The 16,811-nt window shown below is 44.5% G+C and carries 15 protein-coding genes; 14 read left to right on the top strand and 1 reads right to left on the bottom strand.

Annotated features, from left to right (window positions below):
• Positions 1–22: 22 nt before the first annotated feature.
• Positions 23–1,027 (bottom strand): sugar ABC transporter substrate-binding protein, encoded by a 1,005-nt coding sequence (locus tag LSG31_RS21295; RefSeq protein ID WP_347437038.1) that lies wholly within the window; start codon positions 1,025–1,027, stop codon positions 23–25.
• 1,015 nt (positions 1,028–2,042) lie between these two features.
• Between LSG31_RS21295 and LSG31_RS21290 the strand changes: the two genes are divergently transcribed.
• From LSG31_RS21290 to LSG31_RS21225, 14 genes are all read left to right on the top strand, one after another.
• Positions 2,043–3,041: a Gfo/Idh/MocA family protein gene (locus tag LSG31_RS21290; RefSeq protein WP_347437037.1), complete on the top strand. Its 999-nt coding sequence runs from the start codon at positions 2,043–2,045 to the stop codon at positions 3,039–3,041.
• A gap of 39 nt (positions 3,042–3,080) precedes the next feature.
• Entirely contained in the window at positions 3,081–3,896 is an 816-nt protein-coding gene (iolB, locus tag LSG31_RS21285; protein ID WP_347437036.1) for a 5-deoxy-glucuronate isomerase, read from the top strand.
• Between the two features lie 29 nt (positions 3,897–3,925).
• A complete protein-coding gene (iolE, locus tag LSG31_RS21280; RefSeq protein WP_347437035.1) occupies positions 3,926–4,834 on the top strand; it encodes a myo-inosose-2 dehydratase in 909 nt (302 codons plus the stop codon).
• A 13-nt stretch (positions 4,835–4,847) separates the two neighbouring features.
• On the top strand, positions 4,848–5,861 hold the full coding sequence (gene iolG, locus LSG31_RS21275) for a bifunctional inositol 2-dehydrogenase/D-chiro-inositol 1-dehydrogenase (protein ID WP_347437034.1): 1,014 nt from the start codon (positions 4,848–4,850) through the stop codon (positions 5,859–5,861).
• Between the two features lie 91 nt (positions 5,862–5,952).
• On the top strand, positions 5,953–6,813 hold the full coding sequence (locus LSG31_RS21270) for a sugar phosphate isomerase/epimerase family protein (RefSeq protein ID WP_347437033.1): 861 nt from the start codon (positions 5,953–5,955) through the stop codon (positions 6,811–6,813).
• A gap of 84 nt (positions 6,814–6,897) precedes the next feature.
• On the top strand, positions 6,898–7,746 hold the full coding sequence (gene iolI, locus LSG31_RS21265) for a 2-keto-myo-inositol isomerase (protein WP_347437032.1): 849 nt from the start codon (positions 6,898–6,900) through the stop codon (positions 7,744–7,746).
• 37 nt (positions 7,747–7,783) lie between these two features.
• Complete coding sequence (gene fba / locus LSG31_RS21260; protein ID WP_347437031.1) at positions 7,784–8,638, top strand: class II fructose-1,6-bisphosphate aldolase; 855 nt, start codon at positions 7,784–7,786, stop codon at positions 8,636–8,638.
• A gap of 108 nt (positions 8,639–8,746) precedes the next feature.
• The gene (locus LSG31_RS21255; RefSeq protein WP_347437030.1) at positions 8,747–9,460 is read left to right on the top strand and encodes a sugar phosphate isomerase/epimerase family protein; all 714 of its coding nucleotides are present in this window, start codon (positions 8,747–8,749) and stop codon (positions 9,458–9,460) included.
• A 17-nt stretch (positions 9,461–9,477) separates the two neighbouring features.
• Positions 9,478–10,644, top strand: coding sequence for a Gfo/Idh/MocA family protein (locus tag LSG31_RS21250; RefSeq protein ID WP_347437029.1), 1,167 nt, complete (start codon positions 9,478–9,480; stop codon positions 10,642–10,644).
• Positions 10,641–10,820: a Gfo/Idh/MocA family oxidoreductase gene (locus LSG31_RS21245; protein ID WP_347437028.1), complete on the top strand. Its 180-nt coding sequence runs from the start codon at positions 10,641–10,643 to the stop codon at positions 10,818–10,820. The genes LSG31_RS21250 and LSG31_RS21245 overlap by 4 nt, the downstream gene beginning before the upstream one ends.
• A gap of 101 nt (positions 10,821–10,921) precedes the next feature.
• Positions 10,922–12,856, top strand: coding sequence for a 3D-(3,5/4)-trihydroxycyclohexane-1,2-dione acylhydrolase (decyclizing) (gene iolD, locus LSG31_RS21240; RefSeq protein ID WP_347437027.1), 1,935 nt, complete (start codon positions 10,922–10,924; stop codon positions 12,854–12,856).
• Positions 12,857–13,019: 163 nt separating this feature from the next.
• Positions 13,020–14,033 (top strand): 5-dehydro-2-deoxygluconokinase, encoded by a 1,014-nt coding sequence (gene iolC / locus LSG31_RS21235; protein ID WP_347437026.1) that lies wholly within the window; start codon positions 13,020–13,022, stop codon positions 14,031–14,033.
• Positions 14,034–14,058: 25 nt separating this feature from the next.
• A complete protein-coding gene (locus LSG31_RS21230; RefSeq protein WP_430734220.1) occupies positions 14,059–15,534 on the top strand; it encodes a CoA-acylating methylmalonate-semialdehyde dehydrogenase in 1,476 nt (491 codons plus the stop codon).
• A 276-nt stretch (positions 15,535–15,810) separates the two neighbouring features.
• Entirely contained in the window at positions 15,811–16,776 is a 966-nt protein-coding gene (locus LSG31_RS21225) for an NAD(P)H-dependent flavin oxidoreductase (RefSeq protein WP_347437024.1), read from the top strand.
• Positions 16,777–16,811 lie beyond the last annotated feature (35 nt).

Genomic DNA, 16,811 nt, shown 5'->3' with positions numbered 1-16,811 from the left:
CTGGAAATCAACATCCAACGACTTATTTAGCGCCTAATTGCTTCCAAACGGCCAAATACTTATCAGCATTGTCTTTTGTGACCAATTCGTAAGGGACATAATCTGTTTTTTGAACCTTTTCGCCCTTTGCAGCTTCATACGCGAGTTTTATGCCGTCCTGTCCTTGACCAAGGGCGCTTTGATAAACGGATACAGCCAGTTGGCCGTTCTTGACATATGAGAGCCCTTCCGGAGTAGCATCAGTACCGCCCACAATAATTTTCCCCTGCATACCGGCAGCGCTAACTGCCCGGATTGCGCCAATCGCCATTTCATCGTTGTTCGAGACAACGGCATTGATCTGTTTCCCGGAATGCAGCCAGTTTTCCATCAAACTCATGCCTTTGGCCCTGTCCCAACTAGCTGTGCCCTTTAATACTACATGGATATCCGGATATTTTTTGAGTACCTCATAGTATCCCTTGGTACGGTCCACTTCCGCTTCCTGTCCCAATTGACCCTCCATGATTGCGATGTTTCCTTTGCCGTGCAGCAATTTCGCGATTTGCGTCATTTCCAGAATGCCTGCCTGGATGGACTGGGAACCGACATAAGCAGTTGCTTGATCCATGTTCGGGAACTCGCGATTGACTGCGACTAAAGGAACCTTTGCATGATTGGCCGCATCCAGAATTGGCTGCATACTTTTGGGGTCTACAGGAACGACAACGATCGATTTCACTTTTTCCGCTATGAAATTGTCGACTTCCGACAATTGTTTGCTGGAGTCGTTATTTGCATCAGAGAAGATGAGTTTAATATTGGGATTTTTCGTTGCATATTGCTCCATTGCGTGTCGGAGATAATTCAACCAGACATCATCGAATGTGGGCATCGCAACGCCAATGGTAATCTTTCCGCCGGTATCTGCTTTCCCGCTGTTGTTAGGTGCTGGATTTGCAGCTGTTGTAGTGCTGCTCCCGCATCCAACGAGTGAAACGAACGCCAAAGATGAAACTAGTAAGGTAGTTGCAAGTCTTTTTTTCATGGAAATGTATCCTCCTTTAACGTGTTAAAAATCGTATAAGAAACATGTTTCATATTGCAACCGCTTTCTGCAAGCGCTTGCTCAAAAAGAAAAAAATAAAAGTGTTAAGTTTATTATTTGATTAGGATGAAGTAGATGAAACATTGTTTGCAATTCCCGTAAATTTTATCAGGGAGTTCTTAGCGGATGCTTTTTCGTATATCTTTTCTTATCGATGTAAAACGAGAAGCGCTTACATTTGTGATAATTCAGAAAATACGACAGACTTTCTTCTGTACTTCATAAAAATATCCACCGGCACGTATCCAAGGGATCCTTTTCTCATCATTCTATATGTCAATCCTTGGCAGCCCGACAAAGCAATTCAATCATGGATTTTTTATTTTTCCCCCTTTTGGAACAATTTGTGAAATCTGTGAAACAATGAATGAATCCCCCCTATTAAAACAGAACTGGTGTATCTGTGAATTTATTATTAAATGTTTAATTTGGATTGTCAATATGTTTTTTAAAAAGATTGTCAATATTTTTTCTCTAAAAATGAAACAGAATAATGCTTATACTATAACGATATATTGACACCATGGAGTCAAATAAATGATTTCTTGCATAATAAAATTCATGTACATGTAAATGAGGCGTTATGTGCTGGACGAATCATCCGCATTTGCTAAAAAGTATTGAAAAAAAATCTGACACGGTATAAAATAAAACAACAAAGAAAGCGCTTGCTCATATAAGGAAAGAATGGTATTAAATAAAATGTAGAAAATACAAGGGCTTATGTACGATGCAAATTATTTATCTCAATTTTTCAGGAAAGGGTTAGGGAGTAACCTTTTAATTTTTTGATTATGTGCAAGCGCTTGCCCGAAGTTGTGAAAATGTGTTATATAAAAGAAAGCGTATCCATTTATTCGCGGAACGAAAAATGATTTTAAAAGCAAAGTAGTATATTATTACTAAATTTGCAACATAACGGAATTCGAAATGAATGGGTAAGGAGACAATAAGGATGACACGAGTTAAAGTTGGTATTTTAGGAGCGGGTGCTATTGCCAAGATTCACACATCGATCTTAAAAAATGACGAGAGAGTAGAAATTGTCGGAGTTGCGGATATTTCCGAAGAAAGAGCAGTTGATTTGGCAAAATATGCAGGTAACGCTCAACCGGTAGAAAATTTAGAAGGCTTGTTTGGGCTTGGAGTCGATACCGTATATGTGACTACCCCAAATACATTGCACGTGGAGCCTGTTCTGAAATGTTTGGAAAATCACGTGCATGTATTTTCCGAAAAACCCATGGCTACCACTTTGGCTGGAGCTGAGCAAATTAAAGAAGCAGCAGGCAAGTCAAAGGCCGTATACAATTTGGGAATGAATCGGCGGTATGCTTCCGTTTATAAAAGAATGAAAGAATTGATCGATTCCGGTGAAGTCAAGCCATATTTGGCGAATATCAAGATGAATCGCGGCGAGTTGTTAAATCCTGCTTGGACTGCGAATCCGCAGGTCACAGGCGGCTACCTTTATGAGACACCTTTTCACCTCATGGATTTGAGTCGCTATTTCTTTGGCGAAGTGAAAACGGTTCAATGCGAAGCCAGGCAAAATATCTCTGATTCGGAGTTGGATACGTTTGCTGTTACGCTTACATTTGAATCGGGAACGATTGCAAACTTTGTTACGTATGCTCATGCCGGTTGGAGTTTCCCTTTCGAGAGTATTGAGGTGTATGGAAAATATTCCACAGTTGCCACACAAGAACTGGAGAAGGTCATGTATGCGCCAGGATTGAAGCAAGAAGCGCAAATCAGCGACTTTTTCCAAGTATCTTTAGAAGAAAAGTGGGGCTATATGGAGGAAGATCGTTTGTTTATCGACGCGATTGTAAATGGCACCAAGCCTCCTGTGACGGCTGATGACGGATACCTTTCCATTCGATTATTGAATGCGATTTATGAAAGTGGAAAAACGGGAAACAAGATTGATTTTCGTCAGACGGTTGAATAATCGGATCGTTTCCAGAATGACAATGAGGAGGGAATCGTAATGAGCAAATTGCTCAGAAAACCGAATAAAAACGAAAGTACACAAGGAGTAACAATTGTTCATGATGTGACGACAGAAAATTCACTATTAAAATATGTTGAATTTAAAATCGTAGATTTGGCTCCTGGTGCAACATATGCAGAAGAGTTGGCGAAGAAAGAATGCTGTATTGTGGCATTGACAGGAAAAATACATGTCACAGATAAAGAAGCGACATTTAAAAATTTGGGCACTCGTGAAAGCATTTTCGAAAAGAAACCAACAGATAGCGTATACGTATCGAATGATCGTTGCTTTGAAGTAGAGGCAGTGAGCCAAGCGCGTGTGGCACTATGCTATTCACCTTCTGAAAAACAACTTCCGACAAAACTGATTCGAGCTTCCGATAATGGTGTTGAACATAGAGGCAAATACAACAATAAACGCATGGTGCACAACATTTTGCCAGATTCGGATCCATCAGCGAATCGTTTGCTGGTTGTTGAAGTATATACAGAAAGCGGAAATTGGTCGAGTTATCCTCCGCATAAACATGATCAAGATCATTTGCCACAGGAGTCTTTATTGGAAGAAACATATTATCACGAAATGGATCCACCGCAAGGATTTGTATTCCAGCGGATTTACACGGATGATCGTTCAATTGATGAAACAATGACTGTTGAAAACGGCGATGTTGTCATCGTGCCGGGAGGGTATCATCCAGTAGGTGTGCCTGAAGGATATACATCTTATTATTTAAACGTAATGGCAGGGCCGACACGCATTTGGAAATTCCACAACGATCCGGATCACGCTTGGATATTGGAACGTTAACAAACGACATGAGGAGAGTAGGGCTTAGTATGGCACAACAAGAGATTGTATGGGGAATTGCTCCCATTGGCTGGCGTAATGACGATATTCCGGAAATAGGCGCAGGGAATACATTGCAACATTTATTAAGCGATATTGTAGTGGCTGGTTTTCAAGGGACGGAAGTTGGCGGTTTCTTTCCTGAGCCGAACGTGTTAAACAAAGAACTGAAACTTCGAAACTTAAAAATAGCGAGTCAATGGTTTAGTAGTTTTATCATTCGCGACGGGATCCAGGAGGTTACGAAAGCATTCCACAACTGTTGCGAATATTTAAAGGAAGTTCATGCGGACGCGGTAGTTGTATCAGAGCAAACATACAGTATCCAGGGCACGGAAAAAAATGTCTTCGCTGATAAACCTCACTTTACGGATGAGGAATGGAATACATTCTGCCAAGGACTAAATGAACTTGGGAAAATTGCCGAACAATATGATTTAAAGCTGGTTTACCACCACCACATGGGAACAGGCGTTCAAACATTGGAAGAAGTGGATCGTCTAATGGCAAACACCGATCCAAACTATGTCCATTTAGTGTATGATACGGGGCATATCTACGTTTCTGACGGTGATTTTATGACATTGTTAAACAAGCACATCGCTCGCATCAAACACGTCCATTTTAAAGACGTCAGACGCAATGTGATGGATGAATGCAAGAAACAAGGCCGATCGTTTTCACAATCATTTTTAAGCGGCATGTTTACAGTGCCTGGTGATGGTTGCATTGATTTCAGCAATGTATACAAGGCGTTGCTTGATTCCAATTATAAAGGGTGGATTGTGGTTGAAGCCGAACAAGATCCATCTGTCGCTCATCCATTGGAATATGCTTTAATCGCACGCAGATATATTAATGAAGAATTAATTCTAAAACAAGTTACAGTGAAGAGCTAGGGGGAACAGGATCATGACTTTAAAAATGGGTGTTATCGGAACTGGTGCGATTGGCAGGGAACATATCAAAAGAATTACAAAGAAATTATCTGGCGGAACAATTGTCGCTGTGACAGATGTGAATCAAGATGCCGCAAAAAAGGTTGTGGAGGAATTTTCATTAGATGCCATCGTATATCCGGATGATAAAGCGCTTATCGCTGCTGAAAACGTCGATGCCGTGCTTGTAACAAGCTGGGGACCGGCTCATGAACAAAGTGTATTGGCAGCGATAGAAGCCGGGAAATATGTATTTTGTGAAAAACCTTTGGCGACAACAGCAGCAGGGTGCATGCGCATCGTAGAAGCGGAAATGAAATACGGAAAGAAATTGGTGCAAGTAGGATTCATGCGACGTTATGACAGTGGTTATAAGCAATTGAAAGAAGCCATTGACAGCCATTTGATCGGTGAGCCGTTAATGATTCATTGCGCACACCGAAATCCGGAAGTCGGCGACAAATATACAACAGATATGGCAGTAACGGATACGTTGATTCACGAAATTGATGTGCTGCATTGGTTGGTCAACGATGATTATAAGTCAGTGCAAGTTGTTTACCCGAAGAAAACCAAACATGCATTGGCTCATTTGCAAGATCCGCAAGTTTTCATGATCGAAACGAACAGCGGCATTTCCATTACTGCCGAAGTGTTTGTGAACTGCAAATACGGTTACGATATTCAATGCGAAGTGATTGGTGAAGAAGGCATTGTAAAATTGCCGGAACCTTTAAGCATCGTAACACGTAAAGAAGCGAAACTGGGTGTCAATATACTAATGGATTGGAAAGACCGTTTTATCGATGCATACGATGTAGAATTGCAAGACTTTATCGATTCGATCAAAGAAACAGGTAAGCCGAATGGTCCAACATCATGGGATGGTTACATTGCGGCTGTAACAGCAGATGCATGTGTAAAAGCACAACAAACGGGAGAAAAAGAAAGGATTTCAATCCCGGAGAAGCCGGAATTTTATGAATGAAAGGAGTCATTGGGGAATCAAAACGAAACGTCCCGAGTAAAAGCCTTATTCTCGAAATACGCAATCTACCTTTAGATGGAGGGATAAAACGATGAAATTGGCATTGGATCCAACGATGTATATGAACCTATCATTAAAAGAAATGGTCGAAAAAACGGCAGAATTAGGGTACGAGTATATTGAATTGTCACCGCGTGAAGATTTTTGTCCATTCTACAAATATCCAAAAGTAGATAAAAGTCAAATAAAAAACTTGAAGAACTGGTTAAAAGACGCGGGTGTCAAGCTCTCATCCTTGCTGCCGTTATACTATTGGGCCGGTCCGGATGAAGATCGCCGTCAAGCAGCAGTGAGAAATTGGAAGCGTGCTATTGAAGTAGCTGTAGAATTAGAGATTGATCTGATGAACAGTGAGTTTAACGGCACAAAATATGACCCCGTTATTTGCGAAGAAAAATTTATCAAATCAATGGACGAGTTAATCCCGGTGTTTGAAAAAGAAGGGGTAAAGTTAAACCTGCAAGCACATCCGTATGATTTTATCGAAACAAATCAAGGGGCGGTCGATATGATCCGCGCACTTGACAGACCGTGGATCAATCTCGTGTATTCAACTGCGCACACATTCTACTATGACGATGGAATTGGCGATATCGCAACGATGTTTGACTACGCAGGGGATCGTTTAACACATGTCTTGTTTGCCGATACATTTAACCATAAAGCCGCTCAAGGATTGCGCTATATCGTAAACCCGCCAGGTGTGGAAGCAACGATTCACCAACACTTAAATATCGGCGAAGGGGAAGTAGACTTTGCTACGATCTTTAAGAAATTAAAAGAAATGGAATTTGACGGTATTGCAACAAATGCAGTATTTGCATGGATCGACAAAGCGGATGAATCGAGCAAATTTATGTTACAAAAAATGAGAGAAGGACTTGGTATTTAACAGAGGCAAGAGGCCCGAAGCCAGAGACCAGTGGTGATTCTAAACAGACTCTTGAAGCAAGATCAGGAAAACGGAGGCGTACTTATGAAACTATGCTTTAATGAAGCTACTACTTTAAAGAATTCTAACCTTGCGAAAGATTTGGAGTATTGTGACAAGCATGGCTACGACTATATTGAAATTCGTACAATGGACAAATTGCCCGAGTATTTAAACGATCATTCAATGGATGATTTGGCTGACTTCTTTCATGCGCATCAGATTAAACCGTTGGCGTTTAACGCGTTGGTATTTTTCAATAATCGTGATGAAGCCGGATACAAGGAAATAATAAATGAATACAAAGGGATGTTGGAAACTGCCAAACAAATAGGCGTTTCATATATCGTGGCTGTTCCGTTGGTAACGGATCAAAAAATATTGAAAAAAGATATTAAAAACAGTTGTGTAGATGTGTTAAAAGATTTGTCAGATCTGGCACAGCCATATGGGATTAAAATAGCAGTTGAATTTATCGGACATCCACAATGTACTGTCAATACATTCGCTCAAGCTTACGATATTGTCGAAGCCGTAAATCGCGAAAATGTAGGATTGGTACTGGATTGTTTCCACTTCCACGCCATGGGTTCAGACTTGGAGGACTTGAAAAAAGCAGACGGATCGAAAATCTTTATCTTGCATATCGATGATACGGAAGATTTCCCGATTGGTTTTCTAACGGATGAAGATCGGGTTTGGCCAGGCTTGGGTGCGATTGATTTACACGGTATTTTATCTACATTAAAGGAGATCGGCTTTTCCGATGTTGTATCTGTTGAATTATTCCGACCGGAATATTACCAATTGGATGCTGAGGAAGCAATCAAGACAGCCAAGGATACAACAATCAAAGTCGTATCAAAGCATTTCGATTTTGATTCAGATAAATGAATGACTGGCAGTTATCAGTGGAGGAGGTGCCAAATAAGTGGCTCTTGTATCGATGAAAGACATGCTTGTAAAAGCCAGGGAAGGCAACTACGCTGTCGGGCAATACAACATGAACAGCTTGCAGTGGGCACAAGCCACATTGCAGGCTGCCGAAGAAGAACGGGCACCTGTTATTTTGGCGGCTTCCGACAGACTTGTCGATTATTTGGGCGGTTTTAAAACAATTGCTGCAATGGTGAAAGGTCTTCTGGAAGAAATGTCGATCACCGTTCCGGTGGCGTTGCATTTGGATCACGGGATGAGTGTGGATCGCTGCAAAAAGGCGATTGATGCCGGATTTACCTCCGTTATGATCGATGGTTCCCATTATCCGATTGATGAAAATATCGCGATGACAAGGCAAGTTGTTGACTATGCACATCCTAGACAAGTATCTGTGGAAGCGGAAGTTGGCACAGTTGGCGGTATGGAAGATGGACTTATCGGCGGAATCCGATATGCAGATCCGAAGGAATGTTTGCGCATCGTAAAAGAAGCGGAAGTAGACGCTTTGGCTGCCGCTCTCGGTTCCGTTCATGGACCTTATCAAGGCGAACCGAAACTGGGCTATGATGAGATGAAGCAAATTTCCGAGTTGACAGGTGTGCCGCTTGTTCTGCACGGCGGTTCAGGCATACCTGGCTATCAAATCGAGAAGGCGATTGAATTGGGCCATGCCAAAATAAACGTGAATACGGAATGTCTGCAAGCATGGGCGCAAGCGGTTCGTCAAGTGTTGGCGAGCGACAGCCATGTTTACGATCCGCGGACAATCCTTGCGCCAGGCAAAGAAGCAATCCTTGCAACTGTCAAAGGCAAGATGAAAGAATTTAAAACAAGCCATAAGGCGTAAGAAAAGAGAATGTCCCGAAAAAGTCGTTTTAGCGACAATTGGGACATTCATACTATAGCGCTTTCCGAGAATGATTGCCGTCTATTTTTTATTTGGAGGTTATTTCTAGTGAGCATTAAACTTGCAGGAGCGCCTTGTTGCTGGGGCGTGGATGATCCCAAAAACCCATATCTTCCGCCATCGCCGCAGGAAAAAGGACAACACTTTCCGACCCCTTATCTGGTATTAATTGATTGGGGGCATGATGAAAGGGATTATAAAGCCGGCCACCCTAATGACGCAAAGCGCTTATCTGCACATGACTGGAACAACATAACGGTTCACATTCGGACACTTGCTGAGCGAGCGTGGACAAAATATGGAGTACGATCCGTCATCCATCCTCATGCAGGCGGCTATATCGAATTTGAAGACGAAATCAAGAAACTTTTGCAGGACATTCCATATGAAACTGCGGGACTTTGCCTTGATACGGGGCATCTGTATTACTCAAAAATGGATCCCGTTCAACTGCTTCGAGACTGCTCGGATCGGCTGGATTATATCCATTTCAAGGATATTAATCTGGAAATATATGAGCAGGTGATGTGTGAACATATTCGCTTTTTTGATGCATGCGGCAAGGGAGTCATGTGCCCGATCGGACAAGGCAGCATTGACTATCATTCGATTAACGGATTGCTGAAAGAAATCAATTATCATGGGTATATCACGATCGAGCAAGAGCGTGACCCTAGGAATTCTGATACGAGCCTGCGAGATGTCAGCCAGAGTATTGCCTTTTTAAAACGTGTTGGTTATGAATCAAACATAAAATATTAGAACAGGAGCAATACAATATGATTAATGGTGAAAAAAACATACGATATCCGATTCGTTGGGCAATGGTAGGCGGCGGGCGCGGAAGCCAGATCGGTTATATTCATCGCTCGTCTGCACTGCGAGATCATAATTTTCAATTGGTTGCAGGCGCATTTGATATCAACCCCGAACGCGGTCAGGAATTTGGAGTAAATGTACACGTGAATCCAGAGCGTTGTTATCCCGATTATAAAACAATGTTTGCTGAAGAGTCGAAACGTGAAGACGGCATTCAAGCTGTTACGATTGCAACTCCGAACAGCACGCATTATGAAATCTGCAAGGCGGCGTTAGACGCCTGCTTGCATGTAGTATGTGAAAAACCTTTGTGCTTTACCACCGAACAAGCCAAAGAGTTGGAGACGATTGCAAAGAAGAAGAATCGTGTTGTAGGGATTGCATATGGGTATTCTGGCCATCAGGCGGTTGAACAGGCACGCCGGATGATCGCAAACGGGGATTTAGGCGAAATACGAATGATTCATATGCAGTTTGCGCACGGTTTTCACTCCGAGGCTGTTGAACAGGAAAATCCTAGTGCGAAATGGCGGGTTGATCCCGAAATTGTAGGTCCGAGTTATGTGTTGGGAGATTTGGGAACACATACGTTATACTTGTCTGAGGTTATGGCGCCAAAATTGAAAATCAAAAAGCTTATGTGTACCCGCCAGAGCTTTGTCAAGAGTCGCGCTCCACTGGAGGACAATGCCTATACCATCATGGAATACGATAACGGCGCAATTGGGACTTTGTGGTGCTCTGCGGTAAATGCCGGTTCCATGCACGGGCAGAAAATCCGAGTCGTCGGTTCCAAAGCCAGTATTGAATGGTGGGATGAACAGCCGAATCAGCTTCGCTACGAAATACAAGGCAAACCGGCGCAAATATTAGAACGAGGAATGGGATATCTCTATCCGGAAGCTGTGGCAGATGACCGTATTGGCGCCGGTCATGCGGAAGGATTATTTGAATCCTGGTCAAATCTCTATCGGCGTTTTGCCATGGCGATGGAAGCATTGGACTGTGGGGAAACATGGAACGATATTTGGTTCCCTGGAATTGAGGCTGGCGTGGAGGGAGTTCGTTGGATCGAAAATTGCGTGCGCTCCGCTGACAACGGCGGCGTATGGGTGGAGTATCGATGACATCGGAAATGGTAGCATTGATGAATGGGATCGAAAAAGGATATAGTCCAAAGCCGAACTTTGAAGATGGAGTCCTAAATCAAGCGATATTAGAAGCAGTCGAGAAATCTGCAGAGAGCGGAAGATGGATTAAAGTTCCACAATTCATGGAAAATGGGCGGTTCTCTCGCGTTTAATGAAATCGCTTCAGCAAAAATGTATCTTTCCAAAATACCGGAAAATTAAAAGATGTATGTATAGGAATTATGAATAAAGTTCGTTGCTAGAGGGTGAATAAATGAAAACGGTTCGATTGACAACGGCCCAAGCGTTAATTAAGTTTTTAAACCAGCAGTATGTTGAATTTGATGGAAAAGTAGAGAAATTCGTCAAAGGGATCTTCGCTATTTTGGGCCATGGGAATGTGTTGGGGCTCGGCCAAGCGTTGGAAGAGGATCTCGGCGACCTGGAGTTTTATCAAGGAAGAAATGAGCAAGGAATGGCACAAGCGGCCGTAGCGTTTGCGAAACAAAAGCATCGCAAGCAAATCATGGCTTGCACTTCTTCGGTGGGTCCGGGAGCAGCCAATATGGTGACTGCCGCAGCGACGGCTTCCGCCAATAACATTCCGGTTTTATTGCTTCCGGGCGATACGTTTGCCACAAGGCAGCCGGACCCGGTCCTGCAGCAAGTGGAACATTATCATGATTTGAGCATTACAACCAATGATGCATTTCGGGCAGTCAGCAAATATTGGGATCGGATCCATCGCCCGGAACAATTGATGACAGCGATGATCCATGCCATGCGGGTGCTCACCGATCCGGCGGATACAGGGGCGGTCACTATCGCCCTGCCTCAGGATGTACAAGGGGAAGTGTATGAGTATCCCGAGTATTTCTTCAAAAAACGCATCCATCGGATTGAACGCCGCATTCCGACCGCGGCGGATCTGAAAGATGCGGTGGAACTGATCAAAAGCAAGAAAAAACCGATCATCATCTGTGGCGGCGGGGTTCGGTATTCGGAAGCGGCAGATACGTTAAAGCGCTTTGCGGAAACATTCAACATCCCTTATGGAGAAACGCAAGCCGGAAAAAGTGCGGTTGAAAGTTCCCATGCGTACAATCTGGGCGGGATCGGGATCACCGGCAACCTGGCTGCCAATGTGATCGCGAAAGAGGCAGATGTGGTGATTGGGATCGGTACCCGCTATTCCGACTTTACGACATCATCCAAGCTTTTGTTTCAACATCCTGAAGTGGATTTCTTGACGATCAACGTTTCTGAATATCATGCAAGCAAGCTGGATGCGGTCAAGATCGTGGCTGACGCAAAATTAGCCCTTGAGGCTTTGCAAAGAGAACTGGAGAAAATCCAATACGTTTCGGGCTACACGCATGAAATCGAAGACGCGAAAGTTGCGTGGAAGGCGGAGTTGAATCGCCTGCATAACATTCGCTATATCGAACAAGAGTTTACACCGGAGATCGCCGGGCAACTGGATGAAGTGCTGCCGGAATTTGCGGCAACCTATCAATCCTGCCTCACGCAAACGGAAGTGATCGGCCTGGTGAATCAGCAAATTGCCGAAGATGCGATCATCATCGGGGCGGCGGGCAGTCTTCCCGGCGATCTTCAGAGAATGTGGGAGTCACGCCGGCCGAACACTTACCATATGGAATACGGGTACTCTTGTATGGGATATGAGATATCCGGAGCGTTTGGCATCAAATTGGCGGAACCGGATAAAGAGGTCTATGCCATGGTGGGGGACGGCAGCTATCTGATGCTGCATTCCGAATTGGTGACAAGCATTCAGGAAGGCAAAAAAATCAATGTGCTCTTGTTTGATAATGCAGCGAATGGGTGCATCAACAATCTGCAAATGGAGAATGGCATCAGCAGCTTTGGGACGGAATTCCGCTATCGAAACCCGGAAACCGGCCGCTTGGATGGCGGTTTGCTCAAAATTGATTTTGCCCAATGTGCTGCCGGATATGGCGTAAAAACGTATAAGGTCACGACATTGGAAGAATTGCGGACAGCCATCGAAGACGCGAAAACGCAAACGGTGTCTACCTTGATTGATATCAAAGTGCTGCCGAAGACGATGACAAACGGATATGAATCCTGGTGGCATGTGGGGATTGCCGGCACTTCCAAAAGTGCAAGCGTTCATGAGGCTTATTTAAGCAAGGAAACCAATCTGAAAAAAGCCCGAAAATATTAATTGCAACTCTAATAAACGTATAACGGCTGGATCATTGTCGAAGCAGAACAGGATCCTGCAGTAGCCAATCCATATAAATATGCATAAGCCAAGAAGTACATGGCTCTATGTATCATTACAGCAAAGACTGTCAATCAGAGATAAGAATGGGGGGAGTGTAAAGATGAATCCTTTATATTTTATGTCCAATAAACCGTTGGATTTGATTGCTTTAGGGAGATTATGCATCGATTTGAATGCAAATGAATTCAATCGGCCGATGGAAGAAACAATGACATTCACCAAATACGTTGGTGGTTCTCCTGCAAATATTGCGATTGGGCTGGCCAGATTAGGACAGAAGTCCGGATTTATCGGCCGCATCGCGGATGATCAAATGGGCAGATTCATCAAAAGTTATCTGGAAAAAAACCAAATTGATACATCCAATGTCATCACAGATCAATCCGGATCTGTTACGGGACTTGCATTTACAGAAATCAAAAGCCCAACGGAGTGCAGTATTCTCATGTATCGCGATAATGTGGCGGATCTTAAACTGGAGCCGAGGGATGTATCGGAAGAATACATCAAACATTCGAAGGCGTTGCTTATTTCCGGCACTGCCTTGGCGAAAAGCCCATCTCGGGAAGCCGTTTTTGTCGCATTGGATTATGCTCGAAAGCATGATGTAACAATCTTTTTCGATCTTGATTACCGCCCGTATACATGGAACTCACCGGAGGAAACCGCGGTTTACTATAACCTTGCCGCTGAAAAATGCGATGTGATTATCGGAACCAGAGAAGAATTCGATTTTATGGAATGTTTCGCAAAGAATACTGACCACGATGATCATGTGACTGCGCAAAAGTGGTTTGATTTTCACGCCAAAATCGTCGTGATCAAACATGGCAAAGATGGCTCGATTGCCTACACCAAAACGGGAGAGAGTTTTACAGGAACGATTTTTCCGGCAAAAGTCTTGAAAACGTTTGGGGCCGGCGACTCGTATGCGGCAGGATTTATTTACGGTCTTCTGCAAGGCTGGGATATTCCGAAAGCGATGGAGTACGGTGCAGCGGCCGCCTCGATTGTCATTTCGTCACATAGTTCTTCCGATTCCATGCCTACGGTAGAGCAAGTGGAAGAGTATATTGCAAAGTGTAGAAATGGAGAAATTGCCACAGCGCAGTAAATATCAATCAAAAGAAAAGAGGATTATGAATATGACAACGACGACGACAACAGCAACTGCTCAAACATTGAAAAACTTTATCGGCGGGCAATGGATTGCCTCCACATCCGAGAAAACAGAAGCGGTTCCAAACCCGGCAACGGAAGAAATTCTGGCTTATGTTCCGTTATCCAATCGCGAGGACTTGGATCGTGCGGTCGCAATTGCAAAAGAAACGTTCAAAACCTGGAGCACGACACCGGTTCCGAAGCGTGCGCGGATTCTCTTTAAATATCAACAGTTGTTGGTGGATCACTGGGAGGAGCTTGCGCGCCTGGTTACGATGGAAAACGGCAAAAGCTACAATGAAGCATACGGGGAAGTGCTGCGCGGGATTGAATGCGTGGAGTTTGCGGCCGGCGCTCCTACGCTGATGATGGGAAAACAGCTTCCGGATATTGCCACAAACATCGAATCCGGCATGTATCGTTATCCGGTTGGTGTTGTCGGCGGGATTACGCCATTCAACTTCCCGATGATGGTTCCTTGCTGGATGTTCCCATTAGCGATTGCATGCGGCAACACATTTGTATTGAAACCTTCCGAGCGGACACCGTTATTGGCCAATCGCCTGGCTGAATTGTTTCAGGAAGCAGGACTTCCGGATGGCGTATTAAGTATCGTGCACGGAGCACATGATGTGGTCAACGGATTGTTGGAGCATCCGGATGTAAAAGCGATTTCCTTTGTCGGTTCCCAACCGGTCGCGGAGTATGTGTACAAAACAGGTGCCGCACACGGCAAACGGGTACAGGCATTGGCGGGTGCAAAAAACCATACGATCGTGATGCCGGATGCCGATCTGGATCTGGCGGTGAACCAGATCATCAACGCGGCATTCGGTTCCGCCGGTGAACGCTGTATGGCAGCTTCCGTCATTGTGGCTGTCGGTGATGTCGCGGAACCCTTGGTACAAAAGCTGGTGGAAGCTGCAGATACCATCAAAATCGGAAACGGACTTGAGGAAGGTGTATTCCTCGGGCCGGTCATTCGCGAGTCCCATAAGGAAAAAACAGTGAAGTACATTGAGATCGGGGAAAAGGAAGGCGCATTGTTGGCACGTGACGGACGGAAAGATTCCGCTTGTGATGCAAATGGATACTTTGTCGGACCGACCATTTTCGAAAACGTGACAACCGATATGCAAATCTGGACAGATGAAATTTTCGCCCCTGTCCTGTCGATTATCCGTGTGGACAACTTGGATGAAGCTATTGAATTGACAAACCAGTCCAAATTCGCTAATGGCGCATGTCTGTTTACAAAGGATGGCAGCCATGTCCGCCAATTCCGTGAAACCATAGATGCAGGCATGTTGGGGATCAACTTGGGAGTTCCCGCTCCAATGGCCTTCTTCCCATTCTCCGGCTGGAAAAACTCTTTCTATGGAGATCTGCATGCCAACGGTCCGGACGGTGTGGAGTTCTATACCAGAAAGAAAATGGTTACGGCACGCTGGTAATGTGATCAATTTCGCTTATTCGGTTCGCCCGTGAAAGCATAATAGAAAACTTCCAATTTTAAAAAAGACCCGTTATCCGTATAATAACGGGTCTTTTTTGTATTCTGGCGGGCAGTATTCCGCAAGCTCATGTTGCTTCATGGGCGGGAATGATCTGATATTGCTAATCAACGGCGAAATGCATATACTAAGCCTAAATGAAACCGCTATCTTTTTAATTTCCGAATTTATTGCAAAAAAACGAAAGACAATAATAAAATTGGAGACTGAGAGAATATGAAAACACGTGTAACTGAAATGTTTGGCATTCAATATCCGATCGTTCAGGGGGGGCTTGCTTACCTCGCGTATGCCGAACTGGCTGCAGCTGTCTCGAATGCGGGAGGGCTAGGGCAAATTACTGCAATGACACTGGGAACATCGGAAAAAGTCCGCGAGGAAATCCGCAAAGTTCGAGCGTTGACAGATCAGCCCTTCGGCGTCAATTTTGCTATCGGAAAGCACGATGGATCATACAAGGAGTTACTCGAAGTTGCAGTTGAGGAGAAAGTCCCGGTAATTTCCATAACCGGAGCGAATCCGCAACCGATTTTCGAACGATTAAAAGGGGAAAACATTCGCACGCTCGTACTGGTGGCAGGTGTCAGACAGGCACAAAAAGCGGAAGAGCTTGGAGCGGACGCGGTGATGGCAGTTGGGCAGGAAGGCGGCGGCCATCTAGGGCGTGACGATATCGGCACGATGGTGCTGATTCCCCGTGTAGTCGAATCCGTGTCGATTCCGGTATTGGCAAGCGGCGGGATTGGCGATGGGAGGGGGTTATTGGCAGCTTTTGCACTTGGGGCAGAAGGAATTGAAATGGGGACGCGCTTTATTGCCACACAAGAGTGCATTCATGCGAACGAGGCATATAAACAGGCGATTCTTCATGCAAAAGAGACAGACACAGTCATAATTAAAAAAACATTGGGATCACCGGGACGTGTGCTGAAATCAGAATACACCCTGGATATTATCGCGCGTGAACAAGAAGGAGCAACCTACGAAGATCTGAAGGACAGGATTAGCGGGAAAGCGAATCGCAACTATATTTATGATGGAAGGGAAGCAGAGGGGTTCGGCTGGGCCGGACAGGTTGTCGGCCTGATCAACAGCGTTCCTACAGTCAAGGAGCTGCTTGATGAGATGATTTGCGAGGCTGAGGAAGGATGCAGGCGCCTGAACGCGATTTTCGGAGAGTAAATACGAAATAAAGCGGCGAATCAAACTCATCAGGA

Origin of the sequence: Fodinisporobacter ferrooxydans (genome assembly GCF_022818495.1) — a bacterium.
In the GTDB taxonomy this organism is placed as follows: domain Bacteria; phylum Bacillota; class Bacilli; order Tumebacillales; family MYW30-H2; genus Fodinisporobacter; species Fodinisporobacter ferrooxydans.
This window is presented reverse-complemented; position numbering and strand designations above follow the sequence as displayed.

Bases quoted from the DNA above. Each gene is read 5' to 3' on its own strand.
- LSG31_RS21295 (WP_347437038.1), bottom strand. From the start codon at position 1,027: ATGAAAAAAAGACTTGCAACTACCTTACTAGTTTCATCTTTGGCGTTC.
- LSG31_RS21290 (WP_347437037.1), top strand. From the start codon at position 2,043: ATGACACGAGTTAAAGTTGGTATTTTAGGAGCGGGTGCTATTGCCAAG.
- iolB (WP_347437036.1), top strand. From the start codon at position 3,081: ATGAGCAAATTGCTCAGAAAACCGAATAAAAACGAAAGTACACAAGGA.
- iolE (WP_347437035.1), top strand. From the start codon at position 3,926: ATGGCACAACAAGAGATTGTATGGGGAATTGCTCCCATTGGCTGGCGT.
- iolG (WP_347437034.1), top strand. From the start codon at position 4,848: ATGACTTTAAAAATGGGTGTTATCGGAACTGGTGCGATTGGCAGGGAA.
- LSG31_RS21270 (WP_347437033.1), top strand. From the start codon at position 5,953: ATGAAATTGGCATTGGATCCAACGATGTATATGAACCTATCATTAAAA.
- iolI (WP_347437032.1), top strand. From the start codon at position 6,898: ATGAAACTATGCTTTAATGAAGCTACTACTTTAAAGAATTCTAACCTT.
- LSG31_RS21250 (WP_347437029.1), top strand. From the start codon at position 9,478: ATGATTAATGGTGAAAAAAACATACGATATCCGATTCGTTGGGCAATG.
- LSG31_RS21245 (WP_347437028.1), top strand. From the start codon at position 10,641: ATGACATCGGAAATGGTAGCATTGATGAATGGGATCGAAAAAGGATAT.
- iolD (WP_347437027.1), top strand. From the start codon at position 10,922: ATGAAAACGGTTCGATTGACAACGGCCCAAGCGTTAATTAAGTTTTTA.
- iolC (WP_347437026.1), top strand. From the start codon at position 13,020: ATGAATCCTTTATATTTTATGTCCAATAAACCGTTGGATTTGATTGCT.
- LSG31_RS21230 (WP_430734220.1), top strand. From the start codon at position 14,059: ATGAATATGACAACGACGACGACAACAGCAACTGCTCAAACATTGAAA.
- LSG31_RS21225 (WP_347437024.1), top strand. From the start codon at position 15,811: ATGAAAACACGTGTAACTGAAATGTTTGGCATTCAATATCCGATCGTT.